This is a genomic window from Chloroflexus sp., from assembly GCF_034431535.1.
In the GTDB taxonomy this organism is placed as follows: Bacteria; Chloroflexota; Chloroflexia; order Chloroflexales; family Chloroflexaceae; genus Chloroflexus.
The window spans coordinates 22,559-47,949 of the sequence record NZ_DAOUDC010000070.1 but is presented as its reverse complement, the minus strand read 5'-3'; the positions used below and the strand labels follow the sequence as shown (position 1 = coordinate 47,949).

Here is a 25,391-nt window from a genome sequence, read left to right as displayed (position 1 = left end):
AATGGTAGATACTGGAGAAGATCAATGCCTTCGGCCCCTCCTCAACCGGTTCAAATCACCTGCCCATCCTGCGGCACCCGCTTCCGCTCGCTGGTCTATACGATTGTTGATGGCGGCGAGCAGCCCGAACTCAAAGCGGCGCTGCTCACCGGCCAACTGAATGTCGCCGTCTGCCCCGGCTGCGGACTGGCTAGTATGCTCAGCGCGCCGTTAATCTATCACGATGCCAGCAAGCAGCTCTTTCTGGTGTATGTGCCGCAAGAGCTGAATAGCCAGCCCAAAGAGATTGAGCAATTCGTCGGCGATGCCTCGGCGTTTATGCTCCGCGCCTTGCCGGCCGACGCGCCCCGCGGCTATCTGCTGGCGCCCCGCCGCTTCCTGACCCTGCAATCGCTGATCGAATCCATTTACGAAGCTGATGGCGTCTCTGCCGAAGACTTGCGCCGCCAGAATCGCTATGTTGAGATTTTGACCGAGCTGGTCAATCTGGTTGAAGACGACGCCCAGTTTACTGAGGCGGCCCAACGCTACACCGCCGAGCTTACGCCAGAGTTTTTTGCCACCCTCGACGCATTTATCAACGCTACCAATGACGCGCAAGCCCACATGCGCACAATGCTGATCAAGGTGCGCGAGAAGTTGCAAGCCCATGTCGCTCGCGCCGCCGCCTTGGCCGCCGCCGAAGAGGTTAAGGCCGCCATCGAGCGCCTCCGCACTGCCAGTGACGACGAGCTGACTGCCGCTGTTCACGAATTGCGCCCGCTGATCGATTACGGCTTCTTTGAATTGTGGACTGAACAGATCGAGGCGGCTGAAGCCGCTGGCGACACTGCTACGGCCCAGATGCTCACCGCGCGGCGCGCGCGCATCCTTGAGCTGGTCGAAGAGATTGACCGCGCCGCGCAAGAGCTGTTCGAGCGCGGCAGCGCCTTGATCGACGCGGTGTTATCCACGCCAGATCCCGTAGCGGCGCTGCGCGAACGGGCCGCTGAAGTGGATGAAGGCTTGCTGACGGTCATTTCGGCCAGCATTGCGGCCGCTTATCACGCCGACAGTTTAGAATTGGTTGAGCAGCTTGAAAAGCTGGCGACCGCTGCCCAAGACATTATCGAGTCACGGCTCTCGCCCGAAGACCGTTTTATCAATGAGCTGCTCGCCCAAGAGACAACGGCTGAGGCCACACGCTTGTTGCGCAAAAACGTGACCAAGATCACGCCAGACTTGGCTCGCCGCCTCAACGAACGGGCTGCCGAGGAAGAGAAGCGCGCCAATCAAGCGGTTGCCGAACGATTGCGCCAATTGGCCCGTGAAGCAAGTGCGTTACTCTTCTAAACACCGTGCCGTTGTCGCCGTCATCGCCGCCGTCGCTCGCCCATTGGTACGCCACGCGCCGGCTGATCCGCCGCACCGGGTGCTGATCATCAAACCCGATCACCTCGGTGATCTGTTGCTGGCAACGCCGGCGCTGGCCGCGCTGCGGGAAGCGTTGCCCACAGCGCACCTCACGGCGCTGGTCGGGCCGTGGGCTGCCATGATATGGCAGCGCTTGCCTGACCTCGACGCGATCGAGACATTGCCCTTCCCTGCCTTCGACCGCGCCGCCGCCAAACCGATGCCGCTCGCGCCATATACCCTCTTGCTGCGCGCGGCATGGCGGCTGCGCCGGCAACGCTACGATGCTGCCCTCATCATGCGCGATGACCATTGGTGGGGCGCGGCCCTCGCCCTGCTGGCCGGTATTCCCCGCCGGATCGGCTTTGCTCACCCGCTTTGCCAACCGCTGCTCAGCGAGGCATTGCCCTACGATCCGCGCCAGCACGTAACCCAACAGGCGCTCGACCTAGTGGCAGCGCTCACCGGCGCCAAGCCCGCGCCGGGGCCGCTGCGCTTCCCGCCCACCCCCGCCGCGCAGGAATGGGCAGCGGCATGGCTCCACCACCATAGCGCGCCGGATGCGCAAGTCATTATCCTCCATCCCGGCACCGGCGGCCCCACCAAACACTGGCTGCGTGAGCACTGGATCACCCTGATCCAAGGGTTGCGCCAACCGGGCCGGCGGATTGTCCTCACCGGCAGTCCCGCCGAGGGCGCTGAGCTAGCTGCGATTGCCGCCTCCCAACCTGATGTGCTAGCGCTGAGCGCTGACCTCACTATCGACCGGCTCGCCGCGTTGCTCAGCCATGCCGCCTTGGTGATTGGCGTTGATAGCGGCCCACTCCATATCGCCGTCAGCCAAGGCGCGCCCACGATCCACCTCTTCGGGCCGAGCGATCCGCTCCGCTTCGGGCCGTGGGGTGATCCGGCCCGCCAGCGCGTGATCAGCGCCAACCTGCCTTGTAGCCCCTGCGGCGTCTTTGCTGCCTGCCCGCGCGCCACAAACCCACCCGAATGCATGGCGGCCATCCAACCGGCCCACGTGCTGGCCGTCGTGGAAACGATGGTGCAGCACCGGCGTCACCACACACCGCCCCCCCACTGAAACGGCGATGTCCCTGCCACCACCCCAATCGCGGTTTCGCCGTGACGAAACCGCATTGACGCTGATTCGACCGCCTGCTACAATGATCCGTTGTGACCGCAAAGGTGCCAATAAAGGGGGTGATTGTGGTGCGCCAACTGTGGGTTGGGATAATGGGGGCGCTCATATTGTGCGCTAGTATAGGATTGACTGCCTGCCTGCCCGATCCGCCGCCGCGCAATCTGCCCACCCTGCCAGCTATTCTCGACATTACGCCCGCGCCAACCCTCGATATTGACGCGACAGCGACGGCCTACGCCAGCGCCCCGCGCCCAACGCCGACGGTAGCGGCATTGTACATCGTGCAAACCGGCGATACCCTCAGCGCTATCGCCGAACGTTTCAGCGTCACCGTTGATGAGCTGGTCGCAGCCAACAACCTCACCGATCCCAACTTCATCCAACCCGGCCAAACCTTGCTCATCCCGTCGCGGATCGACACCCCACGCCCAGCCCTGACCCCAACGCCATAAGCAGCTCTTATTATGGAGTGCGGCAGTCCCACTGCCGCATAGCTGCCCCTCTCTACTATGGAGTCCGGCTGTCAAACTGCCGCTTATGGCTTTGGGATGATGTCGTTTGACCCTCACCCCCTATCCTCGAGGGACAGACCGAACTTTTGATCGAGTACAACGGTTGATCGCTGTGCAATGCCTCAACGCGTAGCTCTACGCTCCCCTCTCCCGCGCCAGTAGGAGAGGGGCTAGGGGTGAGGGCGAACCAACGCATCGCGCAAAGCCATCAACCGCATCTACCCTCATACGTTCTGTCCGCCCTTGAACGAGCGTGGCAGGGAGCCAGTCAGGCATATCATCTGCTGAAGGAGGAGATGGCTTCGGGCACTGCGCGCCCGCACAATGACAGCATGCCTCCTCCACTCCATCCTCCGCACCAGCTGCGGTAACAATGATATGCCCCACTCCCACTGGCTCGAGAGCGGGGCGCTGCTGCCTTCCATTCCCGCGATGCCGTGCCCGCTCTCCAGCGGCTCCCCCTCTTCCGCCTAACGGCGGGAGAGGGGGCCGGGGGGGGGGTGAGGGCGGCTGGCGTCCGGCAGTCCCACTGCCGCATCTTTCTATCACCCATGCCGCACTACCAACACCAGCCGCCAACAATTGAGGTTACGGAACCGGCGGTACTGCAACGTATCAAGAATCGCGCCGGCAATCGCCAACCCACGCCCACTCTCGTGCCAATCCTCTGGAAGCGAGGTTGCTATTGCCGGCCTCTCCCACGCGCGCCCTCGATCAACCAACCGGGCCTCAATGCGCGCCGGGGTAGAACGTAACCGCAACTGAATTGACCCATCGCCCGGCCCCACTGCATACTGCAAGATATTCGCCACCACCTCGGCGATCGCTGTGTTAAACCGTATCTGCGCCTCAGGCGCCACCCCGGCTTCATCCCAAAATGAAGCCAGTGCGGTATGCAACTGCTCAATCCCTTCCGATGGCACGACGCTGAGTTCATACTGGCGCTCGATACGGTTCATAGCGCATCTCAGAACTATAAGTTCGCCTGCAAAGCCGCGGCCACATTCGGGTAGAGACGTAAGACTCGGTTGAGTGTGGTCAATTCCAAAATCGCCTGCGCTTGCGCACCCACACTGGCCAGCCGCAGATCACCGCCGGCCAACCGGGTCGCCTTCAACCCGCCAATGAGCGCGCCCAGCCCTGAACTATCAACAAAACTGACTTCGCTCATATCAACCACCAACAACCGAAACCCTTCATTGACGGCCTGCACCAGCCGTTGCTTCACCTCTGCGGCGACTAACAGATCGAGCCGGCCCCGCAACTGAACCACTGCCGTGCGTTCGTCCACTGGGTTGACCGTGATCTCCATCAACGCCCCCTTCACAAACTCTGGCGCCATACCCTGCTACTGCTCCTCGGTAGGTTGGTACATTGCTGCATCGATGACTACACTGAGCATAACCAGATCATACACGGCCCAAAAGACATTGACCACCACTGGCAGACCATCGCTCCGCCAGCCCAACGCTAATTGCCCTAGCCCCACCACAATCGCTATCGCGAGTAAGGCCATCATCACGAGCTGCCAGCGCACCAGTCCAAAATAACGCCCCGCTTGCCGGGTCTTCGGGGTCACGATAAAACCAAGTTTCTTACCAAACCACACATTGGCCGCCGCGGTCGTCACCGCCTTGATCCAGAGCGGAAAGAGCGCCAGACTGTATTGCTGCCCGCGCCACGTTGGCCTCCCCCAGCTAATCACGGCAAAAAGCAATTGGTTGATGACCAGATACGGCACTAACCGCCAGAAGAATTCATCGGATAACGCATTGACCGGCAACAAGCCAAAGACGAGGTACAGCACCGGTGAGATCAAATAAATAATCGTCGGCACCCCCGACAGATAGCTCCACATCGTATCAAAATAGGCGAGGCGCTGGCCCAAACTCAACCCCGGCAAGGTCAGTGGGTTTTCACGCAGCATGACTTGAATCGTACCTTGCGCCCACCGTAATCGCTGTTGCAGCGCGCTGCGCAGATCTTCCGGCGCCAACCCATGGGCCAATATTTCATCGTGATAGACCGAGCGCCAACCGGTCGCATGCATACGCATCGCCGTGGACATATCTTCGGTGACCGAGATCGTTGAGATCGGCAGATAATCCATCGCTTCATTAACGAGCAGCGGGATCAATTGCCGCACCGTCTCGATCGCCGCCAACGGCGAACGATCGCGCGCCGCTAGTTCCGCCAAGAGCGCTTCGTCATTCAGCGCACGCATAATCTCGGCAGCTTCGACCGCTTGAATCTCGGCCAGATCAGCCATGATCTGCTGCAAATCAGCCGCCACTACCATCCGCGCCGCTTCCTCGGCCTGCCGCTGAAACCGCTCGGTCACTTCCTGAAAGGTATCGCCACGATCCAACTCTCGCCGCACTTGCGCCACCGCCCTGCGCAGCTCGTGCAGCGCCGGCGCTACCCGCTGCCAATCTGCTTTGGTCAAGCGCCGTTCCGCTTGCCGGATCACCGCATCCGCCTCGCGCAACGCTCGCCGGATCCGCCGCTCGACATCGCGTACAAAGAAGCGCAAGCCGGTACGGGACAGCGCCTCACGGCGCAAAACAGCATTAGAACCGCAAAAAAACGCTGCGTTCCTGCCATCTTTGCCCTGCATGATCGGGCCGTAGAAGAGCGGCGCTTGGTTGCCGAACGGATCGCCCGGCGGTACATTGATAAAGTACTGTGGCGTCTGCACAAACGCAACCAGTGGATCGGCAAAATAACCGAGGGTGCGATCAAGGATCTGCGGCAACGGCACCTGATCGGCATCAAGGATAAGCACAAAATCGCCGGTTGTTTGCTCAAGCGCATTGATCAAATTGCCGGCTTTGGCGTGACGATCAAATCCCTTCCATGCCGCCGAACGGGTGATATAGCCACATCTCTCTTCCGCCGCCATTGCCCGCATCGCTGGACTATTGCCATCATCGAGCAGATAGGTCTGGTGCGGATAGCGAATCGCTATCGCCGCCCGCACCGTCTTGCGCACGAGTTCCACCGGTTCGTTATAGCAGGTGATAAATACATCAACCCGCAAACCGGGTGGTGCTGGCGGCGGTTCACCCCGCTCGCGGAGCCGGAACACGGTGAGGCCAAAGAGAAAACTGCCAATATAGCTGTACAGCTCAGCGCCAAACAAGGCTAACGCAAACAGCCACGCATTCCAGTTGAGCGAAACGGTTCCCCGCCAGAGCAGGTAGTACGCGCCGAGTGTCAGGTTGGTTATCACCAGAATCTTGATCAGGCCACGCCGGAACGCCGCCCATTCCGCAGGCCCCCAACCGGCACGCAGAAAAGTTATGTCGAGATGCGAAGACTGCATAGGCGTAGCCGGAAGCAAAACGCTTTACTATTTGCGCAGCCAACGAATCCGAACAACCAACACTGCCGTTGCCAGTAAAGCAATCAGCAGGATCCCGCCGACAAATTGCCACACCGGAATGCGTTCAAGCAACGCGACTTCAATTTGCGGCGTCAAGGTTTGCGGCGGCGCGGCCAGCGGCGGCGTCAATGGCACGACAGTAGTATTTAGATCACTTGTAATCTGGGCCTGCACACCACGGAGCACGCTTAGTAATACTCGTTCGCGCAGCGCCTGTACTCCTAGCCTCATTCCGGCGCCATCAGCCGCCTCGATCAGGAGTAGCCGCGCGCCGCTTTGCCACGGCGACGGCACGATGTGCAACATTGCTTGAGCGCTGCGACCGGGTTGGTAGACGAACGGTGCGTTCGCGGTAACATTCAGTGCATTCGCCAACAGATTACGATTGTGATCGCCTAAAATTGCTAATGGCCCGCTTCGTTCATCACCCACTGCATCAGCAGTTACGAGACGTGGCGGCAGCACATCAGGCGTCGCGCTCCAGCGCCCGATCGCTGCTGCCAACTCCAAACCAGCTTGGATCTCGATGTCCGTTGGTTGCGCTGGCAACACCAACCGCGCGCTTGTGTCTCCAATGAGCGCTGCTGGGAACCGGCCAAGATCGTTCGCTGCTGCCGGATCATAGGGTAAACGCCACACCGAAGTTGGCTCAATAACTGCCCACGCCGCCGATGTGTCAACCTCTTCACAGCCAATATTCGGCAGATCGAGATAGAGCCGCACTTGGAGATCGATCCGGCGCAATGGTGTACCAGCAAGATCGCTGTTCAGCAGATCGGCGGGCAAATCAAACCGATACCGCTCGACGGCATTCGTTTCCACTCGCAGGCGCTGCGAGCCAAGGGTGATACCGTTCACTGCGACCGCTAGCCACGAGGTGGCCGGCGTCAAACCAGCCGCTGTGACCACGTGCAACTCCAACGTTGCCCCCACCCGCAAATCCCATCCCGGCGGACGCTCGAAGGCATAGTCGATCTGGTGTTCGCCCGCGCCACTTACCCGGCGCTGCGTGATGCCCAACTGGGCAAAACTGGCTGCCCCTTCCCGCCACGCTGCGGTCACTGGCGCCGGCGGCGCTGCCGGCGCCGCCAAGACCGGTGCCGCCGGCAACGCAGTTGTCAACGCCTGCGCGGCATACGTTAATGCGGTTGGGGTTGCCCCTGCCACCAGCAGTTGCGGCGGCGCAGTAGGCGCCAAGACCAAAATGCCGTGATCGACTGGAATAGCCTGCCCATCCACTTCATAGGCAGTGCCATTCCAACGCACCGACCCCCAATCTCCCGCCGGTAACGGCCCTAGGGCGACCACAATCGCAGGAGCTTGGCCAGGAAGCACGTCTGCCACCGTTAAGACCGGATCTTGCCCGGCTAGCGCTGCCCACTGACCAACAGCAAAGGCCGCAATGCCGCCTGCCTGTAAGGTTGCCGGATCGGTGGCCGGCGATAAAACCAGCGCCAGCGGCACACGGGTAGTAGGCGCGCTGAGGGGCAACGGCCCAAACAATGCCGCTAGATCGGCCAAGGTTCCTTCCATCACCGGTTGCAAATCAAGCCGGAGGGTTGAATCGCCGCTTACGACCGTCCATAACGCCGGATTCTGCACCTCTTCGCAGGCGTCATCGGTCAAGCGCATGTGAACCTGCACCTGCACAAACAACCCCGGCCCGGTAAAACCGGCCACCGGCAATGGCACCGCCAACACGCCATCGGTGGCATTTTCCGCCGTCAGCCGGCTGCTCGCCAGCGCCTGTCCGTTCAACGCAACCGTTATTGTCGATCGATCAGGCCGTAACAATGGCGAGTGGCTAAACCGTAACGTTAACAAGCCATCATTCGCCGGACGCAACCCCATCGGAATCGGAAAGTAATAATCGAGCACCGCATCGATCCCGCGCGCTGTGCGGTCGCCGTAGCCAAGGTCGGCAAAGCGTTTGGCCGCGCTTTGGCCTTGGACTGGCGCCGGAGCGATGACCGTGAGCAAGCTCAAGAGCAAGACTAGCCACCATCGCATCCACAGGCTCATGCTGCATCCTCTGACAATCCATCACGCGCGAGCACCACCACGGTCAAGTCATCGGTCAATGGGCCAATCAAAGCCGGCAGTGCCAACAACCGGTCAACGATTGCTGTCGCCGACATGCCATCGGCGAGCAGGTCATTAATCTGGAGCGGGTTACGCGCTAACGCCGGCCATGGATCAAGCAACCCATCGCTAAACAAGATCAAAGCATCACCGGGGTTCAATACCGTTTCACCCTGCCGGTACGGCTCGTGCGAGAAAATGCCCAGTGGCGCGCCCCGCGGTTCGAGCCGATCACATTGCCCGCCATGGCGACGGATAAATCCTAACCCATGGCCGGCATCGACAAAGGCTAGGGTATGGGCAGTTAAGTTTAACTGCAAATGGCACAACGTCACAAAGCTGTTCGTGCGATCAAGATCGGCGTGCAAGGCATTTATCGCATACCGCATATTCACTTCTGGCGATGTATCACGTGCTACCGAACGAATCACCGCGCGCGTGGTCGTCATCAACAACGCCGCTGACATCCCTTTGCCCATCACGTCGCCAAACGTTAGATTTAACAAATGCGGCGCCGGGAAGTGCCAATCGTAGAAGTCACCGCCAACCTCGCGCGCTGGGATGCAGTGGGCAGCAATCGTGTACCCCGGCAGACGCGGCATCTGCTGCGGCAGCATTTCCGATTGAATCTGCGCGGCATGTTTAATTTCAGCTTCCAATTCACGCCGCTTCTCGTCGAGCCGTCGTTGTAACGCGGCATTCTCGCGCCGTAATCGGAGATTCGCCAGCGTGCGCTCGATGACCACCAACAACTCTTGCCGATCAATCGGTTTGCGTAAATAGTCGTCGGCGCCGTGGCGAATCGCATTAACTGCAATCTGCTCTGAACCAAACGCGGTCGTCATAATCACCGCCGGCTCCGGCCCCATCTGGCGCACGTGATCCAACACGTCAATTCCACTGATTTCTGGCATCAGAATGTCAATTAACGCAATGTCAATCCCACCTTGGGCAATTCGCTGCAATGCCTCAAAACCGTTGTGCGTCAATTCGACCCGATAGCCGGCATCAGCAAGCCAGAGTTGCAACAACCGGCCTACATCCGGGTCATCATCAACCACTAGTATCACCGGCGCATTGTGGAACCGAGTGGTGGTTAACGGCAAGGCACGGCGCTGCAGCGGCTGCCCAATCTGTGCGTCGGCGATCAAGACTTGATTACGGCCATGCCGCTTGGCCTGATACAACGCGGCATCGGCCTTTTCAATCAACCCGCTAGCATCAATCCCCTGCGCCCATTCAGCAATGCCGGCTGAAAACGTCACCCGCAACGGCGCTCCTTCGCGCTGATGTTCGATATTGGCAAACCGCTCGCGCAAGCTGTCAATAACCATTGCCGCACTTGCTGCGCGTGTTTCCGGCATCACGATCAGAAACTCTTCCCCGCCATAACGACCGATCAGGTCAGTCGCACGCAACCGCTGCCGCAACAACCGGGCCAAGCTCTTCAAAACCCGATCGCCCGATTGATGGCCGTACCGATCATTGACTTGCTTGAAATGGTCAATATCGATTAACACCACCGACAGCGGCTGGTTGCTCCGCCGCGCGCGCGCCACCTCGCGGATCAGTAAGTCTTGGGTGACGCTGTGATTGAACAAGCCGGTGAGGCTATCGCGTACCATTAGGCTGCGCATCGCCCGCGCTCGCTGAATGCGAGAACTGATTGCAGCAACCAGATGCTCTAAATTGATAGGTTTCGTCAGGAAATCGTCGCCACCCTGCGCTAGCGCCGCCAACTGCGCCGAGCGATCCGTTTCCCCCGATAAGAACACAATGGGTATACTGTGATATTCCGGCTGCTGGCGAATGACCGCTGCTAATTCCTGCCCGTTACAGCCGGGCATATAGACATCGAGCAAGATGAGATCTGGCGGCTGTTCGGCCAATAACATTGGCGCTTCCAGCGGATCAGTCGTAGTCACCACACGCATCCCAGCCGCCCGCAACGCCAACGCATACACCTCTGCCATTAACGGCGAATCGTCCACGATCAGCACCGTATACGGCTCTGCAATCACCCGCTGCGTCATTTGATCAATCTGATCGATCAGCAAGCCAACATCGATTGGGCGCGTAAAATAGCCGCGACCGCCGGCGCGCACCGCAGCGAGGCGCAAGGTGAAATCCGATGAACTGGCGGTAAAGAAAATCGGCAGCACTTGACCGTATCGCTCATGCAAGAAGGCAGCCGCAGCAATACCGCTCTGTTCCCCTTCTTGTAGATCAAGATCGAGAAAGAGCACGTTCGGCATCTGGCGCTCGACTGCCGCTAACAGTTCGGCGCTACTCAGAAACTGAGCCGTGGTATAACCAAAATAGGCGATTTGGCGCGCTAATTCTTCCGTCTCGTCTTGATTGCGCCCGGCCAGATAAATCAGGGTCGCGGCTGCCGCCGGCAGCCCACGGCTGAGCGGTTGCAGCGCTGGTGCATTACGGTTGCGCATCACATCAAGCAGTCTTTCCACCAGTGAAGCCAGACTCGCCGCTGCTTCATCTGCATCAGCCCGATGGATCACCGGCTGAAGGGCAACGTCAAGCGCGCGTGCAGCCTCACTGACCGCCGCAAGACCGAATGTCGCCCCTGAACCGGCTAAATTATGCGCAATCCGTTGCAGCTCGTACAGATCATCTGGTTGCAATGCACTGTCTTGCCACCGCGCCCAAATGGCTTCGATCTGCCTGATCTTTGCCTCGATCTGGGCAAGATACTGGTGTTGGAGATCTGTAAAGAGGGAGTGCGCCTCGTTAGGATTTGCCTTCATACCATCTCACGCTCCCTCAGCCGTCTGTTCCGGCGCATCATGCACCCTCAGACGATCCATCGGTTAAGTATTATCATACTCGATTGAACGTTTTCCTATGAACCGTGGTGCATCGAATCGGGCAATTCTGATTAAAAAATCCTGACAACATTGGTTACTGCCTTTTCTCTACCGGCGGCTAGGCTCCGGCGGCGCTATCACCACTAACGCTACCCCAACCGAAGCGATGACCAACCCGCCAACCGCCAGCCAACCCAGCTGCTCGCCAAACAAGAACCATGCTTCGACTGCGGTTGCCGGCGGCACCAGATAAAACAGACTAGATACCCGCGCCGCTGAACGCGCCCGGATCAAGAGCATCAAGAGTAAAATCGCGCCGATTGATAAGACGAGCGTCAACCATAGCAACGCTCCAATCAGGGCCGGCTGCCAATCAATCGTATGACTCTCAAACAGCAACGCCAACGGCGCCGTCACCGTCAGCGCTCCCAAATATTGGGTCCACGTGCTGCTTAGCAACGGCAATCCGGTCCCAAACCGTTTTTGGTACAGGGTGCCGGCAGTGGTTGCCAGCAGGGCAATGATCGCCGCTGTCAACGTTACCGGTGTAACTAGTGGCGGCCCGGCTACCATCAGTTTATCACTTACGACCGCCGCTACGCCAATCAAACCCAGCGCTAACCCTAACCATTGCCGCCATGCGATCTGCTCGCCGAGCGTCCATTGGCTGATCAGCGCAGTCAAGATCGGCTGCAAACTGACGATCAGCGCCGCGAGGCCGGCTGGCATACCGCCATCAATCGCAAAAAAGACCCCGCCCAAATAGCCGCTGTGGAGCAGCACCCCAACAATTGCGCTGTGCCCGTAGGCACGAGGTTGCGAGAGCCATGGCTGCTGAAAGATCAATATCAAGCCGCCCAGAATGAGTAACACGAGGACAAAGCGGATGCTGAGGAAGGTGAATGGTTCGATGTGCGGCAACCCAAAACGCGCCCCTATAAATCCGGTACTCCAGAGCAGCACAAACAGGAACGGAGCAATGGTTGCGAGACGGGAAGAAACGGTGATGTGGCTGTTCATGCAGAGTCGTTTTCTTTCAGTATAAAACCCACGTTTATCAAGCTCTCATTTTATGCTAAACTATGGTCTGTGCCGAATATCACGATATCAGGCCAAACGACAAGGAGGTTCCAGATGAGCTGGCGAGGTTCCGGACAGAGTAGTTTTCGTTCGCGCAGCAGTGGTAGTAGTAGCCGCAGCAGCGGCAATGGCGGCTCAAGCTTCTCAGGCGGCAGCGCCGGTGGGCCGCCCCTGAGCGTGATGATCGGGTTGGCGTTTGGCCTTGGGTTCATCGCACTGATCATCATGATCGCCTTCAACGCCAATCAGGGTGGCTTTGTCGCCGCTGGGCCGCGCCCCACCGCTACCCCCCGCCCCACCGCCACCCCCCGCCCCACTGCGGCGCCGGTCGCGACCCAACCAACCCAACCCCCAGCCGCTCAAGGCACCAACGCCGCTGGCGGTGCCAATGTGGTGAACGAAACCCCGGCCCAAACTATCGAGATTCAACCCGATCCGAATGCTTTGGCATTCGCCCAGACTGCACTGAGCGCACCCGCTAATACGGTGGTCAAGCTCGATTTCGTTAATCAAAATAATCTCGGCGTCCAGCATAACTGGGTGCTGGTCAATGGCGGTGATGATGTGGCCGCCGCCGTGAACAACGCTGCGCAGGCAAACGCTGATGCCCTCTTCGTGCCGCCGCCCGGTACGCCCGGCGCTTTGGCGTGGACGGCGATGCTCAATACTGGCCAAACCGGCAGCGTTACCTTCCGAACGCCGTCCCCCGGCACCTATCTCTATATCTGCACCTTCCCCGGTCACTATCTGGCGGGCATGAAGGGCACGCTGACGGTGACGCAGTAAACGTCAGGTTGAGGCTGGCAAGCTTGCCATAGCCTCCCTCGGGCAGAACGCAGGCGCGGGTGCTGGGTACGCCAGCATCCCGCTGCGCTTAGTTTATGCTGCCCGCTCTAATACCGCAATCGCCTCGACATGCGGCGTGTGCGGGAACATGTCGTATCCGCGCAGGCTGATCACGCGGTACGCCGTCGTTAATATCTGGAGATCGGCGACTTGGGTGAGCGGATTGCACGAGACGTAAACCATCCGCTGCGACCCAATTCTGAGGAGTTCTTGGCACACCTGCGGCCCTAAGCCGGTGCGCGGCGGGTCGGCCACGATCACCGGCAAGCTGCCTGCCGGCTGCGAGCGCAAGTACTCCAGCGTATCGGCGCAGATCGGGTGCAAGTTGGCAACACCATTGGCAATCGCATTGCGCTGCGCCAACGCGACGCTGTCCGCCACTGCTTCAACGCAATCGACGCTGGCGGCCCGCCGGGCCAGATGCAACCCAATCGCGCCGACGCCGCCGTAGAGATCGGCGGCTCGCATGGTTGGCTCAACCGCCGCGGCCGCAACCGCATCGCCAATCAACCGCTCCGCGAGATAGACATTGTTTTGAAAGAAGGTATTGGGGCCAACGAAACAGACCATCTCGCCAATGCGCATCGCCAGCTCGGCAACGCCCCAATGCCGGCGTGGCTCGCCAAACGACAGATCGGTGAGCGTGTCGTTGACCAACCAGTGAAAGCCTACCACCCCCGGCTGGGCCAGCGCTGTCTCCGCCAGCGCAGCCATCGTTGCTTCATCACCGCCGGCAGCCGTCACCGCCGCGATCAGCAATTCGTCGTTTGGGTTGCGCCGCACCACCACATAGCGCAAAAAACCGCTATGAGTCCGAATATCGTAATCGGGCAAACCTAACTTGCCAGCGCGCCGCCACACCGCTTGCGCCGCGGTAAACGCTTCCGGTGGGATCAAATGGCACGTCGTAAGTTCGATAATATAGTTGAACTTGCCGCGCGCTCGCAAGCCAAAGCGCCCCTTCGTGGCGACGTAATCCATCCGGGTGCGATAGGTAAATGGGTTCGGCGAGGGCACCACCTCAAACTCATCAACCCTGATCCCGCCGCTCGCGTACAGTTCGCGTGAGACGGCAGCTTTTGCCGCCACTTGATCGGCATACGCTCGATCCTGAAATGCGCACCCGCCGCATTCCCGCGCATGCGGGCACAATGGCGACGTAGGTTGACCAGCCAATGCCCGGTCAACAATCGCCTTGCGCAGCGTCTTACTGGTCAATGTCATAACAGATGCTCACATCCAGCCGCGCTGCTGACACTTTTCTCACCACAGCCAACCGTCTTAGCCGCATCAATTCAACCCATGACGCTAATTGCGCGCCAATGTATCCTGCTCACTGAGCCAACGCTGCAACGCCTCTTGCGGCGATGCCGCCACTTCCAGCTCATGCAACTCAATCCCAATGTGCGTCAAGGTCAACGCCACCTGCGACGAAATGCCGGTCAACGTCACCCGGCAACCCAGCAAACGCAACGCCCGCACCGTCTGAGTCAGCGCATTAGCGACCGCGGTATCGATCACCGGCACGCCGGCCACATCGAGAATCACCAGATTCACCCGCCGTTCATAGACCAGTTCGAGTAACCGGCTAGTGATCTTGCTCGCCCGCCGGCTATCGATCCCGCCTACCAGCGGCGCTAGCAACACCCCCTCGGCAATTCGCACCGCTGGCGTCTCAAGCTGGCTGACCAGCTCGAGTAACTCTTGCTGGCGCTGGTTTTGCTCGGTCAGCTCACGCCGTTGTTGCTCGATCGCCGCTGCCCGCTCCTCGATCTCCGCCTTAGTGGCTTCGGCTTGCGCGGCGTTGCGCTCGGCTTCAATCCGGGCCGTATCAAGCGCAAAGCGCGCCGCAGCAAAGACAGTCACTTGGACGAGGTAGCTGGCCCCGACGGCAAGACTGGCGTAGACGCTATCGAACGCGCCCTCAGCAATATCGCGACCAAGCAAAATGACCAGCATCGCCAACCCAACCCCGACCACCCATTGCGTATTAGTGATTGCCACCGCAAACGCCAGCGGCGTAAAGAGCACCAGCGTTTCTTGCCTGAGCGGCAAGCCAAACGCTACGACGAGCGTAACGCCAGCCGTGGCCAAAAAGCGTGCCCCTTCCCAACCCCGCCAGTAGAGCCACGTCGCCACGCCGAAGATCGCCGAGACGATGAACGTTAAGACGATCATTTGCAGCGGATCGCCGAAGATAATGTTCAGCAACCCGCGCACCAATGTGTAGCCGGCCATGCCGCCAAGAAGGGCGAAAGCTAGTTGGCGTTGATCGATTCTCACATAACCTCCTTCGCTGATAGGCGAGTAACGCCTCCTTGGCGTCATTCCCCAAACCGCTGCCCAATCGCGCGGCGCACGGCATCAATGTCGGGCGGCAATTCGATCGGCGGGTTGGCATAGTGACCAACCACATCGCGCAATGTGCCCTCATGATACTCGACTTTAAAGCGGCTAAACTTGAGGCCATGCGCTGTCGAGATCACCACGACGCGATCACTGCGCCTGATCTCGCCGCGTTGCACCAATTTCATCAACGCGGCTAGCGCCACACCGGTGTGCGGGCAGGTATACGCACCGGTGCGATCGGCGCGGGCCGCAGCATCGGCCAGCTCTTGCTCGGTCGCCTGTTCCACAATGCCATTAAACCGGCGCAATGTGCTGATCGCGCGATTAATACTCACCGGATCGCCGATCTGGATGGCGCTCGCCGCGGTCGGCTGCGCCTTGATCGGCTCATACTCGCGAAACCCGGTGAGATATGACCGGTACAGCGGATTGGCATTCGCCGCTTGCGCGGTCACAATGCGCGGCAACCGGTTGATGAGACCGAGTTCATACATCATTAACAGACCTTTGCCGAGCGCAAAGGTGTTGCCGAGATTGCCGCCGGGAATGATGATCCAATCTGGAACTTCCCAATCAAACTGCTGCACAATCTCGATCCCAACCGTCTTCTGGCCCTCGACCCGCAGCGAGTTGAGCGAATTGGCGAGGTAGATGCCGTTGTCAGGGTTGGCCGTAATCTCGCGCACGATCCGCATACAACCATCGAAATCGGTATCGAGCGCCAGCACCAGCGCGCCATGCGCGACCGGTTGCACCAACTGGGCAATGCTCACCTTGCCTTTCGGCAAGAACACGATCGTCGGAATGCCAGCCGCCGCGCCATACGCCGCCAGCGCCGCCGATGTGTCCCCCGTCGAAGCGCAGGCAATCGCCCGGATCGGTTTGCCCTCGCTGATCATCTGCTTGACCACGCTGACCAGCACGGTCATACCGAGATCTTTGAACGAGCCGGTGTGTGAATTGCCGCACATCTTGATCCAAAGGTCATCCAGCCCAATCTCACGCCCAAAGCGCTCGGCCCAGAAGAGATTGGTGCCGCCTTCAAACATACTGACCACGTTGTCGTCAGAAACAATCGGGCAGACCCACTCCTTCTTCCCCCACACGCCACTGCCGTATGGCCACGCGGTTCGCATCCAACGCTCATCAAACAGCCGCTTCCACTCTTCCGGGCTGCGTTGGGCCAGCGCAGCCATATCGTGCTGCACCTCGAGCAACCCGCCTGACCGGCTGTAATACACCACTTCTGTCAACGGGTACCGCTCGTTGGGATCGTCTTGAGCGGCAAACCATGCGTGATACATTGTCATGCGCTCCTCATATTCCTCATATAGTGCTTGCGATTGGTGGCTGAGATTGTGAACGACGCTAACAAGTTATCAGTCCTCTCATCAAAGAAGCATCCCATCTGCGACGTATTACACCTACGTTTAATCCTCGTAGACAAGTCGTCATGACAAGTTTCCTTGTCTCTCCATACGTTATCAATGATTAAGACACGATTTTCTGCTTTCTAGTATCCTAAGATCGCTGTCATGATTTTGCAATTTTCTCGTATTAACAAGTTCAATCAACAAATAATCCTATTGTTATACTAAAATATTTATTTTTCAGGTTATAATGCAAATTGATTAAAGGATTTGTTATTCACAAATGCGCCTTCACTCGCTATGATACGGTTGCCAACATAACAGGCATTTCTCATTATCGGTAATCAGTCTTGGTCAATGAGAACAGCGGTGAATCGGCGATACGGTTGGCTCTTCATCGGTCTTGGCGCAATCCTCGCCATGAGCACAGGACTGCTCGTATTTTACCTCATCCGGCAACAAGAGCTGCGCGCCATCGAGCAGGCCCGCCAAAAGGTGCAGCTTGCTGCGCAACGGTCAGCAGCCACTATCCCGATCCCAGTCGCGGCGCGCTCGCTGGAAATGGAAGCATTGATCAGCAGCGCTGATCTGGTCTTAAAAGAGTTTCCAGTCGATTTAGTGCCGCCCACGGCGATTCCTTCACCGCAAGAACTCGAGCACCAGATCACGATCGCGCCGATTGGCGCGGGTGAATTCTTTACTGCGCACAGCCTCGCCAGCGCCACCGATGCGCTGATCAGCAGCCAAATCCCCTCTGGCAAAGCGTTGTTCGTCTTCCTCGTGCTTGATCTGCTGGCTGAACTCACATTATTCGCCCCGGCGACCATGAGTGTGCCGATTGAAGTTGATCCAAAGCGTGATCCGATTATCGCCACCGGTGTGACCCTGCAAAATATCGAGGTGTTTCGCGTGATCCATCCCACCGTTACCAATGGCAGCGAAACGGCGCCGGTCTTGTTGCTGTTGCTGGTTGATCCGACTGAGGCGATTTTGATCAAGCAGGTGCGTGAATGAGCGTTCGATGCGGATTGTGGTCTTCACCGGCGTCGATCAACTGGATGCCGATTGGATCCGGCGACTGGCTGCCGAACCCGATACCAACCGGCTCGAACGGGTAGGCATCGCCGCCAGCGGGTTGGAATTGGTGTGGCAAACGCGGCCCGACATGGTGATTGTCGATCGACCGGTGGCGCAGACCGAACAACTGATCAGCCAAATCTACGCCAGCTAGCCTTCGGTCGTGTGCATTGCGCTCGTCGAGCAGCAGGATATGGCGAGCCTCCGCCGGTTGATGCTGGCCGGCGCCCGCGATGTGTTGGTCAAACCGGTACGCTACAGCGAGCTGGTGGCGAGTGTGCGGCAGCCGAGTGGCCTTGGCCGATTTGGCCTTGCAGTTTGGTCACGTCGGCACCCATCTGAATCTGTGGTCGCGCCATACGCTGGCCGATCTAGTACTGCGCAGCGACGAGATCGATGATGAACTGATAGGCGCAGTGATGCAAAGACACTCCGCTGGGGTTGATGTGCTGCTCGCCCCCACCACGCCGGAGCTCACCGGTGAAGTGACCGGCGCCCAGATCGAGCGCGTGCTCGCTGCGCTGCTCGAACTTACGGTCGCAATCGTCCACACGATTGCAGCGACATCGAAATGGTTGCCGCCCCCGAACCGCTCGCTCCGGCGGCACTGCAAGCGAAGGTGGCTGCGATCACGCCGACGCCGTGGGAGCGAACGCCGCTTGCCGCCAGTCTCGCCGAAACATTGGTTGCAACCGCCGCTTGCCGCCAGTCTCGCCGAAACATTGGTTGCAACCGCCGCTCACCGATGCGATGATTACCATCGCGCGTAGCCAGTGCAACACCAATACGCCGGTCGTTATTGCACGACAATCATCGCGCAGCGTTGCCCATGTCAGTGTACAATGGCAACTGATGGGCAGCATCCGCCCGTACCGCACCATTGCATACGCTGCGCCGACCGCGGCGCAAGGGAGGTTAGCGCAATGCGGCATGTCCGCGCACTGTTACTCGGCCTTTCGCTGCTGGCGTTGGTAGTTTCCTGCGCCGGCTATATCTTCCTCAGCGAATTGCGCGCAACGCCGGCCACATCCGGCACTCCGGTTGAGTTTGTCGTCGCCCCCGGCGAAACGGCCAACGACATCGCTACCCGGCTCGGCGAGGCCGGTCTGATCCGCCAGCCGGCCCTCTTTCGGGCGCTGGTGCGTTGGCGCGGTCTTGATCAACAGATACAGGCCGGGCGCTATGTGCTGAGCCCCGCTATGACGATGAGCGAGATTCTGATCGTTTTGCAGAGCGGGCGCGTCGTCAACGACGTTCAGATTACGATCCCCGAAGGGCTGCGCCTTGAAGAGATTGCCAGCATCATCGCCGCCGCCGGTCTGGTCAGCGAGAGCGAATTTTTGGCTGTGGTGCGCGATGGCGACCGCTTCCGCGCCGATTATTTCTTGCTCAATAGCTTGCCAGCGGGCGCGACGCTCGAAGGCTATCTCTTCCCCGATACCTATCGCTTCGCTCCCTCGGCTGACGCCGAGACAATCGTGCGCAAGCTGCTTGATCGCTTTGTTCAACAGTACAGCACCATCGAGCGATCGGTGCGCGTACCGGGGGTGACGGTGCATCAGATTGTGACCATGGCTTCGATTATTCAACGCGAAGCGGCCTTGCTCAGCGAGATGCCTCAGATCAGCGCCGTCTTCTGGAACCGGCTCAAGCCCCAGTATGCCCCGACGTTCGGCGGCGGCTTGCTCGGTGCTGACGCCACCGTCCAGTATGCCATCGGCTACGACGCCACTGGAGGTACGTGGTGGAAGCGTAACTTAACCGTGACCGATTTAGCGATCCAAAGCCCGTATAATACGCGCATTACGCCGGGCTTGCCGCCGGGGCCCATCGCCGCCCCCGGCCTTGCCGCCCTCACTGCGGCGGCCCAACCGGACGAGTCATCGCCGTATCTATTCTTTGTCGCGAGTTGCGAACTCGACGGTTCGCATAAGTTCGCGACAACGATCGAAGAGTTTCGCGCTTATGAAGCGGAGTGGTTGGCGTGTCAACAGAATCGACCCTAACGGCTGAAATTATGTTGATCGGCGATCCGGTGGCCCATTCCCGTTCGCCGGCGCTGCACAACGCGGCGCTGGCGGTGCTTGGCATTGCTGCCCGCTACCGCGCCGTGCAGACGACTGCCGCTGACTTGCCGGCCCGCATCGCCGAGCTGCGCCAACCGCAGTTCCTTGGCGCAAATGTCACCTTGCCGCACAAACAGGCGGTGATGCCGCTGCTCGATGAGCTTGACCCGCTGGCGTCCCGCATCGGCGCGGTCAATACCATCGTGCGCCAACCTGATGGCCGGCTGTTGGGAACCAACACCGATGCGCCGGGATTGTTGGTCGATCTAGCCGCCGCCGAATGGTCACCCGCCGGGCAAGAGGTGGTGATTCTCGGCGCGTCAGGGGCGGCGCGCGCCGCCGCTTTCGCACTGGCCGATGCCGGCGTCGCCGGTCTCACCATCATCAACCGCAGCTTGATGCGCGCGGTTGATCTCGCCGCCGCTGCCGCCGCGAACCAACCGGCGCTGCGCGCGCGCGCGTTGGCCCTGGCCGATCCAGCCGTCGCCGAGGCTGTTGCCGCCTGTACCCTACTGATCAACGCCACCGCCTTGGGTTGGCGCGACGACGAAACCCCGCTGCCTGATCCGCCGGTCGGCCCACAGTGTCTGGTTTACGATATGGTCTACCGCGAGACAGCCCTCTTGCGCGCTGCCGCCGCTCGCGGCGCGCGGGTGCGTGATGGCCGCGGGATGTTGGTTGAACAGGGAGCCCTCGCCTTTGAACGCTGGACGGGTCGCCCAGCGCCGCGGGCAATCATGTGGCAAGCCGCGTTTGGGGTGGAGCACGGTCCATGATCGATCTGCTCGTCGTTGTTGTTGGTCTAGTGCTGGGAAGTTTGCTCAATGTGCTGATTATCCGCCTGCCCCGCGAGGAACGCTTGCTCGGCTGGCCGCGCTGCATTCGCACCGGCCAACCGCTGCAATGGTGGCAGTTGCTGCCAGTGCTGGGGTGGGTCTTGCAACGCGGCAAGGCTGCCGATAGCCGCCCGCTGCCGATCATCTACCCGCTGGTCGAAATCGGCAGCGCTATCTGGTTGTGGCGGTTGTACGACCTCTACGGATTTGGCCCGCTCTTCCCGTATCTGGCCTTTGTCGGCGCGGTCTTGATTGTCACCGGCGTGGTTGATTGGCTCTACCGCTGGATCTACACCGTTGTCATTCTGGGAGGGGCGCTGATCGCCTTTATCTGGGGGTCGTTCGCCGGTGCAGGATGGCGCGAATTGCTCTTAGGCGGGTTGATCGGCGGGGTGGGGTTCCTGTTTCTCTACTTGCTGGCGCTGGTGCTGTTTCCCAGCAAATCGGCCCCGTTTGGGTTGGGTGATGTCTACCTTGCCATCTTTATCGGCGCGGCGCTCGGTTTGCGCCACCTCGGCCCGGCCCTCATCTACGGCATCTTTATGGCCGGCTTGGTCGCCGCCGGTATCTTGATTGCCCGCCGGCTTGGCCGTGCGACGCCGGAATATCTGCCCTACGGCGCGTACCTCTGTCTCGGCGTGTTGATCTACGTTGCGCTTGGCTATTACCAATGGTAAGATTCGGCATTGCTTGATATGAGGCGCGTTTGCACCAGTAATTGCAAGGCATCGCTATGATCGGTCTCATTCCGGCAGGTGGGATGGCAACGCGACTTGGCCCCTTACCGTGCAGCAAAGAGCTTTTGCCGGTTGGCGCGTTCGTTACTCCCGATGGTATGCGCCCGCGTCCGGTTATTACCTATCTGCTCGCTCAATGGCAACGCGCCAGTATCGAACGCGCTTTGATTGTGGTGCGCCCGGGCAAATGGGATATTCCCGCTTACTTAGGCGATGGGCGCGCTTTCGGGCCGAATCTGGCTTATGTAACGGTGCATGAACCGCACGGCGCCGCTTATACCCTTGCGGCGGCGCTGCCTTTTCTTGCCGGCGAGACGGTTGCCCTCGGCTTGCCTGATGTCATTCTTGCGCCTGATGATGTCTACGCGACCTTAGTTGCCCATCACACGGCGCACCAACCCGATCTGACCCTTGGTCTTTTTCCTTGCGATCACCCCCAAACTGCCGACATGGTGGCGCTCGATGGCGACACCCGCCGAGTAACGGCAGTCGAGATTAAACCTGCTCAGACGAGCCTGCGATGGACTTGGATGGCCGCGATCTGGTCGCCAAAGGTAACCGGCGTGCTTGCCGAGGTCGTGGCAGCCGACCGGCTAGCCCGGCAGCAGGAACCTCACCGCGTCGAGTTGCATATCGGCGTTGTGTTTCAAGCAGCGATCGCATGCGGATTGCGCGTTGACGGGGTGACATTTCCGCAGGGCAGCGCGCTCGATATCGGCACGCCAGCCGGATGGGCCGCTGTGACGGCATCTAACGGCGCGCCACCCTGCCTCACCCCATGAGCTGAGGGTACATTTATCCAACTACCGCAAACCCAACCCGATCAAAACACATCCGCGACCATGATCGTCTGATCACGTCCGGGGCCGACCGACACAATCCCCAGCCGTGCGCCAACCAACTGGCAGATGCGGGCCACATAGGTCTGCGCCGCATCGGGCAAATCGGCAAACCGGCGCACGTTGCGCGTTGATTCCGTCCAACCCGGCAGCTCTTCATACACCGGCTCGACCTGCGCCAAAATGGCGGTTGTGGTCGGCGGATACTCCAGTACCGCGTCATTAAGTTTATAGCCAGTACAAATTTTCAGCGTCTCGATCCCATCCAGCACATCGAGTTTCGTAATCGCCAAGGTATCGATCCCGTTCACTTGCGCCGCATAACGAGCCATGACCGCGTCAAACCAACCCACCCGGCGCAGCCGGCCAGTGGTCGTGCCAACTTCGGCCCACGGCGTGCCAATCTGACGCAACGCATCGGCCACCGGCCCATCAACTTCGGTCGGGAACGGCCCTTCGCCGACGCGGGTGGTGTAGGCCTTCACCACCCCGATCACCGAATTGATCCGGGTGGGGCCAATCCCGCTGCCTTGGCATGCGCCGGCAGCGCCGGGAGGCGATGAGGTCACGAAGGGGTAGGTGCCGTGATCAATATCGAGTAACGCGCCCTGCGCCCCTTCCAGCAGCACTGGCAAATCTTTGTCGAGCGCCCGGTGAATGATGGGATGCACATCAGTAATGTGATTCGCCAACCGCCGGCCATATTCGAGATAGGTCAAATAGGTATCGTGCAGCGAGAGCGGGCGGGCATTGTAGAGCTTGGTTAAGATCCGGTTCTTCTCTTCGAGCACGGTGCGCAACCGGTTGAGCAACGTCTCTTCGTGCAGCAAATCGCCCATCCGAATGCCGGAACGGCTCATCTTATCGGCATACGCCGGCCCAATCCCGCGCCCGGTGGTGCCGATGCGGCCCTCGCCGCGCGCCTCTTCCTGCAACTGATCGAGCTGAATGTGATAGGGCATAATTACGTGGGCGCGATCGCTGACGAACAACTTGGCGGTCGAAACACCCCGCGCCTCGAGGTCTTCAATCTCTTTGATCAGCACTTCAGGATTAATCACGACGCCGGGGCCAATCACATTCACAATCCCCGGATCGAAGATGCCGGAGGGAACCAGATGCAATTTAAACGTGCCTAGATGGTTGACCACGGTATGGCCGGCGTTATTGCCGCCGCCATAGCGAATCACCAAACGAGCGCGAGCGGCCAACAAATCAACCAGATGGCCTTTGCCCTCATCACCCCACTGAGCGCCGATCAAGGCAAGCACAGGCATTGTTCTTCTCCCTGTTGGATTGCACACATCACGCCGGTCAATTCCCGCTGCATCAATGCAACCGGCTTCTTATCCCCCGATCCTTCCGCCGCGCACTCAGTCCCGCAACGCTGCGCGCAGGCCGGCGACTGCTTCGTCAACATGGTGCGGTTCGATGATCAACGGCGGCAAGAGCCGGATCACGTCTTCCCCTGCTGTTGCCACCAACAACCCATGGCGATGGGCCGCTTCGCGCACCGCACCCGCCGAGCCGGCAATCCGCACGCCGCGCATCAACCCCCGCCCGCGCAATTCAAGCACCACATCGGGCTGCTCGGCGGCTAGATCCTGCAACGCTTCATCGAGATAATTGCTGACCTGCTGCACGTGGGCCAAAAAGGTCGGATCGCTAATCTTGCGGAAGACCGTCGCGCCTACCGCAGTCGCCAACGGATTGCCGCCGAAGGTTGTGCCATGGTCGCCAGGCTGGATCGCGTCAGCCACGTGTTGGCCCATCAGGATCGAGCCGATCGGTAAACCACCGGCCAGTGGCTTGGCTACTGTCATCATATCCGGTTGCACACCAAACTGTTCATGAGCCCAAATCGTGCCGGTGCGGCCCATCCCGCACTGAATCTCATCAAAGATGAGCAAGGCGCCATACTGCCGGCACAACTCGCGCGCGCCGCGCACAAACTCAGCCTCGGCGGCGCGCAAACCTCCTTCGCCCTGCACCGGCTCCAGCACGACCGCGCAGACATCGTGCCCGATCGTCGAAGCCAACGACGCTAAATCGTTATAGCGGGCGAAACGCACTCCCGGCATCACCGGCATGAATGGCTCGCGATACTTCTCGCGGGCCGTAATTGCCACCGCCCCCATCGTGCGCCCGTGGAAGCTGCCGTCAAACGCGACAATCGTCGTTTTGCCTTCACCGAAATGGGCCCGCGCATAGCGGCGAGCAAACTTAATCGCCCCCTCAATCGCCTCGGCTCCGCTGTTGCAGAAGAACGCCTTGTTAAACGCCGGGCTGCTCTTTACCAGCAACGCGGCCAACTCGACCGCCGGACGGGTGTGGTAGAGGTTAGACACGTGGATCAGGCGCGCCGCCTGCTCGTTGATCGCGTTGAGCACATCGCGATCACCGTACCCCAGCGCATTGACGGCAATACCGGCCACAAAGTCGAGATAACGCCGGCCCTCGCTGTCGTAGAGATAAACACCCTCGCCGCGTTCGATAACGAAGTCGGCGCGTACATAACTCTGCAACAGATAGTCGTGATCGGCCTGAATCAGATCTGCGGCGCTCTCGCCGGTCATAGCTCGTCCTTTCCAACGCGATGTGCGAACCCTCTCACGCGCAATTATACCACCGGCAGGCGGTTCAAGGGCGGACAGAACATGTGGTCAATGACAACCGTTGATCGCTGTGCGATGCCTTACAGCCCGGCAGTACGCTCCCCGCTCCAGCGCCAGCGGAAGAAGGGCTAGGGGTAAGGGCCAGCAGCCCACACAGCGAGTTTCGTAACTCTAGCCCAGCCCTTTAGTGCCGGGTTCCGGATCAGATGTTCTATCCGTCCTTAAACGGCGGG

General features: G+C 59.8%; 22 protein-coding genes. 11 read left to right on the top strand and 11 right to left on the bottom strand.

Annotated features, from left to right (window positions below):
- Positions 1–24 precede the first annotated feature (24 nt).
- The 3 genes from U9R61_RS17135 (at position 25) to U9R61_RS17125 (ending at position 2,991) form a co-directional block, all read left to right on the top strand.
- On the top strand, positions 25–1,332 hold the full coding sequence (locus U9R61_RS17135; protein ID WP_322490030.1) for a CpXC domain-containing protein: 1,308 nt from the start codon (positions 25–27) through the stop codon (positions 1,330–1,332).
- Positions 1,316–2,479 carry a glycosyltransferase family 9 protein gene (locus tag U9R61_RS17130; protein WP_322490029.1) on the top strand — a complete coding sequence of 388 codons (1,164 nt, stop codon included), beginning with the start codon at positions 1,316–1,318 and terminating at the stop codon, positions 2,477–2,479. The genes U9R61_RS17135 and U9R61_RS17130 overlap by 17 nt, the downstream gene beginning before the upstream one ends.
- Positions 2,480–2,571: 92 nt before the next feature.
- A complete protein-coding gene (locus U9R61_RS17125; protein WP_322490028.1) occupies positions 2,572–2,991 on the top strand; it encodes a LysM peptidoglycan-binding domain-containing protein in 420 nt (139 codons plus the stop codon).
- Between the two features lie 605 nt (positions 2,992–3,596).
- On the opposite strand, the gene U9R61_RS17120 is transcribed toward U9R61_RS17125, so the two are convergent.
- From U9R61_RS17120 to U9R61_RS17095, 6 genes are all read right to left on the bottom strand, one after another.
- Positions 3,597–4,010 (bottom strand): ATP-binding protein, encoded by a 414-nt coding sequence (locus tag U9R61_RS17120; protein WP_322490027.1) that lies wholly within the window; start codon positions 4,008–4,010, stop codon positions 3,597–3,599.
- A gap of 14 nt (positions 4,011–4,024) precedes the next feature.
- Positions 4,025–4,393: an STAS domain-containing protein gene (locus U9R61_RS17115; protein ID WP_322490026.1), complete on the bottom strand. Its 369-nt coding sequence runs from the start codon at positions 4,391–4,393 to the stop codon at positions 4,025–4,027.
- 6 nt (positions 4,394–4,399) lie between these two features.
- Positions 4,400–6,376: a glycosyltransferase gene (locus U9R61_RS17110; protein WP_322490025.1), complete on the bottom strand. Its 1,977-nt coding sequence runs from the start codon at positions 6,374–6,376 to the stop codon at positions 4,400–4,402.
- Positions 6,377–6,403: 27 nt separating this feature from the next.
- A complete protein-coding gene (locus U9R61_RS17105; protein ID WP_322490024.1) occupies positions 6,404–8,458 on the bottom strand; it encodes a cellulose biosynthesis cyclic di-GMP-binding regulatory protein BcsB in 2,055 nt (684 codons plus the stop codon).
- Entirely contained in the window at positions 8,455–11,283 is a 2,829-nt protein-coding gene (locus tag U9R61_RS17100; RefSeq protein WP_322490023.1) for a response regulator, read from the bottom strand. The genes U9R61_RS17105 and U9R61_RS17100 overlap by 4 nt, the downstream gene beginning before the upstream one ends.
- A gap of 168 nt (positions 11,284–11,451) precedes the next feature.
- Complete coding sequence (locus U9R61_RS17095) at positions 11,452–12,363, bottom strand: DMT family transporter (protein ID WP_322490022.1); 912 nt, start codon at positions 12,361–12,363, stop codon at positions 11,452–11,454.
- Between the two features lie 114 nt (positions 12,364–12,477).
- Between U9R61_RS17095 and U9R61_RS17090 the strand changes: the two genes are divergently transcribed.
- Positions 12,478–13,209: a plastocyanin/azurin family copper-binding protein gene (locus tag U9R61_RS17090; RefSeq protein WP_322490021.1), complete on the top strand. Its 732-nt coding sequence runs from the start codon at positions 12,478–12,480 to the stop codon at positions 13,207–13,209.
- Positions 13,210–13,302: 93 nt separating this feature from the next.
- Here the strand turns inward: U9R61_RS17090 and rlmD are convergent, their stop codons facing one another.
- The 3 genes from rlmD to thrC all read right to left on the bottom strand — a co-directional run bounded on the left by rlmD (position 13,303) and on the right by thrC (position 16,922).
- A complete protein-coding gene (rlmD, locus tag U9R61_RS17085) occupies positions 13,303–14,493 on the bottom strand; it encodes a 23S rRNA (uracil(1939)-C(5))-methyltransferase RlmD (protein ID WP_322490020.1) in 1,191 nt (396 codons plus the stop codon).
- Positions 14,494–14,577: 84 nt separating this feature from the next.
- Positions 14,578–15,552, bottom strand: coding sequence for an STAS domain-containing protein (locus tag U9R61_RS17080; protein WP_322490019.1), 975 nt, complete (start codon positions 15,550–15,552; stop codon positions 14,578–14,580).
- A 41-nt stretch (positions 15,553–15,593) separates the two neighbouring features.
- Positions 15,594–16,922: a threonine synthase gene (thrC, locus tag U9R61_RS17075; protein WP_416208866.1), complete on the bottom strand. Its 1,329-nt coding sequence runs from the start codon at positions 16,920–16,922 to the stop codon at positions 15,594–15,596.
- Between the two features lie 435 nt (positions 16,923–17,357).
- Between thrC and U9R61_RS17070 the strand changes: the two genes are divergently transcribed.
- From U9R61_RS17070 to U9R61_RS17040, 7 genes are all read left to right on the top strand, one after another.
- Positions 17,358–18,002, top strand: coding sequence for an SAF domain-containing protein (locus tag U9R61_RS17070; protein ID WP_322490017.1), 645 nt, complete (start codon positions 17,358–17,360; stop codon positions 18,000–18,002).
- Positions 17,995–18,219 (top strand): hypothetical protein, encoded by a 225-nt coding sequence (locus tag U9R61_RS17065; protein ID WP_322490016.1) that lies wholly within the window; start codon positions 17,995–17,997, stop codon positions 18,217–18,219. The genes U9R61_RS17070 and U9R61_RS17065 overlap by 8 nt, the downstream gene beginning before the upstream one ends.
- A 79-nt stretch (positions 18,220–18,298) precedes the next feature.
- Positions 18,299–18,835 carry a hypothetical protein gene (locus U9R61_RS17060; protein ID WP_322490015.1) on the top strand — a complete coding sequence of 179 codons (537 nt, stop codon included), beginning with the start codon at positions 18,299–18,301 and terminating at the stop codon, positions 18,833–18,835.
- A gap of 153 nt (positions 18,836–18,988) precedes the next feature.
- Complete coding sequence (mltG, locus tag U9R61_RS17055) at positions 18,989–20,071, top strand: endolytic transglycosylase MltG (protein ID WP_322490014.1); 1,083 nt, start codon at positions 18,989–18,991, stop codon at positions 20,069–20,071.
- A complete protein-coding gene (gene aroE / locus U9R61_RS17050) occupies positions 20,050–20,907 on the top strand; it encodes a shikimate dehydrogenase (protein WP_322490013.1) in 858 nt (285 codons plus the stop codon). Before mltG ends, aroE begins: the two co-directional genes overlap by 22 nt.
- Positions 20,904–21,644, top strand: a complete 741-nt coding sequence (locus tag U9R61_RS17045; protein ID WP_322490012.1) for a prepilin peptidase — start codon at positions 20,904–20,906, stop codon at positions 21,642–21,644. Before aroE ends, U9R61_RS17045 begins: the two co-directional genes overlap by 4 nt.
- A gap of 56 nt (positions 21,645–21,700) precedes the next feature.
- Positions 21,701–22,486, top strand: a complete 786-nt coding sequence (locus U9R61_RS17040) for a nucleotidyltransferase family protein (protein WP_322490011.1) — start codon at positions 21,701–21,703, stop codon at positions 22,484–22,486.
- A 41-nt stretch (positions 22,487–22,527) separates the two neighbouring features.
- Here U9R61_RS17040 and U9R61_RS17035 read toward each other — a convergent pair whose 3' ends face one another.
- Both U9R61_RS17035 and U9R61_RS17030 read right to left on the bottom strand, forming a co-directional pair.
- Positions 22,528–23,820 (bottom strand): adenylosuccinate synthase, encoded by a 1,293-nt coding sequence (locus U9R61_RS17035; RefSeq protein ID WP_322490010.1) that lies wholly within the window; start codon positions 23,818–23,820, stop codon positions 22,528–22,530.
- Between the two features lie 96 nt (positions 23,821–23,916).
- The gene (locus tag U9R61_RS17030; RefSeq protein WP_322490009.1) at positions 23,917–25,119 is read right to left on the bottom strand and encodes an aspartate aminotransferase family protein; all 1,203 of its coding nucleotides are present in this window, start codon (positions 25,117–25,119) and stop codon (positions 23,917–23,919) included.
- Between the last annotated feature and the right edge of the window lie 272 nt (positions 25,120–25,391).

Coding starts and splice junctions, on each gene's coding strand:
- U9R61_RS17120 (WP_322490027.1), bottom strand. CDS start 4,010: ATGAACCGTATCGAGCGCCAGTATGAACTCAGCGTCGTGCCATCGGAA.
- rlmD (WP_322490020.1), bottom strand. CDS start 14,493: ATGACATTGACCAGTAAGACGCTGCGCAAGGCGATTGTTGACCGGGCA.
- U9R61_RS17090 (WP_322490021.1), top strand. CDS start 12,478: ATGAGCTGGCGAGGTTCCGGACAGAGTAGTTTTCGTTCGCGCAGCAGT.
- thrC (WP_416208866.1), bottom strand. CDS start 16,922: ATGTATCACGCATGGTTTGCCGCTCAAGACGATCCCAACGAGCGGTAC.
- U9R61_RS17135 (WP_322490030.1), top strand. CDS start 25: ATGCCTTCGGCCCCTCCTCAACCGGTTCAAATCACCTGCCCATCCTGC.
- mltG (WP_322490014.1), top strand. CDS start 18,989: ATGCGGCATGTCCGCGCACTGTTACTCGGCCTTTCGCTGCTGGCGTTG.
- U9R61_RS17060 (WP_322490015.1), top strand. CDS start 18,299: ATGTGTTGGTCAAACCGGTACGCTACAGCGAGCTGGTGGCGAGTGTGC.
- U9R61_RS17105 (WP_322490024.1), bottom strand. CDS start 8,458: ATGAGCCTGTGGATGCGATGGTGGCTAGTCTTGCTCTTGAGCTTGCTC.
- U9R61_RS17095 (WP_322490022.1), bottom strand. CDS start 12,363: ATGAACAGCCACATCACCGTTTCTTCCCGTCTCGCAACCATTGCTCCG.
- U9R61_RS17035 (WP_322490010.1), bottom strand. CDS start 23,820: ATGCCTGTGCTTGCCTTGATCGGCGCTCAGTGGGGTGATGAGGGCAAA.
- U9R61_RS17030 (WP_322490009.1), bottom strand. CDS start 25,119: ATGACCGGCGAGAGCGCCGCAGATCTGATTCAGGCCGATCACGACTAT.
- U9R61_RS17100 (WP_322490023.1), bottom strand. CDS start 11,283: ATGAAGGCAAATCCTAACGAGGCGCACTCCCTCTTTACAGATCTCCAA.
- U9R61_RS17110 (WP_322490025.1), bottom strand. CDS start 6,376: ATGCAGTCTTCGCATCTCGACATAACTTTTCTGCGTGCCGGTTGGGGG.
- U9R61_RS17115 (WP_322490026.1), bottom strand. CDS start 4,393: ATGGCGCCAGAGTTTGTGAAGGGGGCGTTGATGGAGATCACGGTCAAC.
- U9R61_RS17040 (WP_322490011.1), top strand. CDS start 21,701: ATGATCGGTCTCATTCCGGCAGGTGGGATGGCAACGCGACTTGGCCCC.
- U9R61_RS17045 (WP_322490012.1), top strand. CDS start 20,904: ATGATCGATCTGCTCGTCGTTGTTGTTGGTCTAGTGCTGGGAAGTTTG.